Raw genomic sequence first — 1,695 nt, forward strand, 5'->3', positions numbered from 1 at the left:
GCTGCGCACCCCGGACGGGTTGCCGCTCGGCGAGCCGGCACGGCTGTCGGTGCACTCCAACGCCTACGGGATGGTGCTCTTCATGATCACCATGACAGCCGCCGTGCTGCTGGTGGCATTAGCCGGACGTCGGCTCTGGCACCGCTTCCGCGGCCAGCCCGACCCCGCCGACTTGGACCGCGCCCCCGCGACTGCAGGTCCGCACATCGAACACCGCGCAGGCACAGGAACCCCCAGATGAGTTCGCCGGGCCAACGCGCCGGGCCAGCCGGCCAGCCGGCGCCGCGGCGGGGCAGCCCGGCCGCGCGCCCGGAACTCACCGACGCCGCGGTGGTGTCACGGTCCTGGGGGATGGCGCTGGCGACGCTGGTCAGCCGGATCACCGGCTTTGCCCGGATCGTGTTGCTGGCAGCCATCCTGGGCGCCGCACTGACTAGCGCCTTCTCGGTGGCTAACCAGCTGCCGAACCAGATTGCGGCCCTGGTGCTGGAGGCGACGTTCACCGCGATCTTCGTGCCGGTGCTGGCCCGCGCCGAACGAGACGACACCGACGGCGGAGCCGGGTTCGTGCGACGCCTCGTCACCCTCGCCACCGCGTTACTGCTGGTGACCACCGTGATGTCGGTGGCTGCTGCCCCGCTGCTGGTGCGATTGATGCTGGGCGGTGATCCCCGGGTCAACGCAGCACTGACCACCGCGTTCGCCTACCTGCTGTTGCCGCAGGTGATCTGCTACGGCCTGTCGTCGGTGTTCATGGCGATCCTGAACAACCGGAACGTCTTCGGGCCACCGGCGTGGGCACCGGTGGTCAACAACACGGTGGCGATCGCTACCCTGGGGCTCTACCTGGCGGTGCCGGGGGAGCTCTCGGTCGACCCGGTGCGGATGGGCAATGCCAAGCTGCTGGTGCTCGGCATCGGCACGACCCTCGGGGTCGTCGCCCAGACCGTGGTGTTGCTGGTAGCGATCAGGCGCGAACGCATCAGCCTGCGTCCGCTGTGGGGCATCGACCAGCGGCTCAAGCGCTTCGGCGCGATGGCCGCCGCGATGGTGCTCTATGTGCTGATCAGTCAGGCCGGTCTGGTGGTCGCCAACGAGATCGCCAGCACCGCGGCCGCCTCCGGACCGGCAATCTACTACTATGCGTGGCTGCTGCTGCAGCTGCCGTTCGGCATGATCGGCGTGACGGTGCTGACGGTCGTGATGCCGCGGTTGAGCCGCAATGCCGCCGCCGACGACACCCCCGCGGTGCTCGCGGACCTGTCGCTGGCTACCCGGCTGATGATGGTCACCCTGATCCCGACGGTGGCGGTGATGACGGTAGGCGGCCCGGCGATCGGCAGCGCGCTGTTCGCCTACGGCAACTTCGGCGCCGTCGACGCCGGGTACCTGGGTGCCGCCGTTGCGCTTTCCGCGTTCACCCTGATCCCCTATGCCCTGGTGCTGTTGCAGCTGCGCGTCTTCTATGCCCGCGAGCAGCCCTGGACGCCGATCGCGATCATCGTCGTCATCACCACGGTCAAAATCCTCGGCTCCCTGCTGGCACCGCATCTCACCAGCACACCCGATCTGGTCGCCGCCTACTTGGGCACGGCCAACGGCGTCGCGTTCCTGTCGGGGGCGATCGTCGGCTACTACCTGTTGCGGCGCGCATTGCTGCCCGTCGGTGGCCATCTGGTCGACACCGAGGTGGTG

The 1,695-nt window shown here is 69.0% G+C and carries 2 protein-coding genes; both read left to right on the top strand.

Going from position 1 to position 1,695, the window contains the following annotated elements; all coding sequences use genetic code 11:
- Positions 1-241: hypothetical protein (locus AC2VNT_RS17375; RefSeq protein ID WP_486948036.1), on the top strand; the 241-nt coding region annotated here is incomplete at its 5' end.
- On the top strand, positions 238-1,695 hold a 1,458-nt coding region (gene murJ, locus AC2VNT_RS17380; protein WP_486948037.1), incomplete at its 3' end, for a murein biosynthesis integral membrane protein MurJ. The genes AC2VNT_RS17375 and murJ, both read left to right, overlap by 4 nt.

The sequence above is a fragment of the Mycobacterium sp. TH-M15 genome (assembly GCF_057473705.1).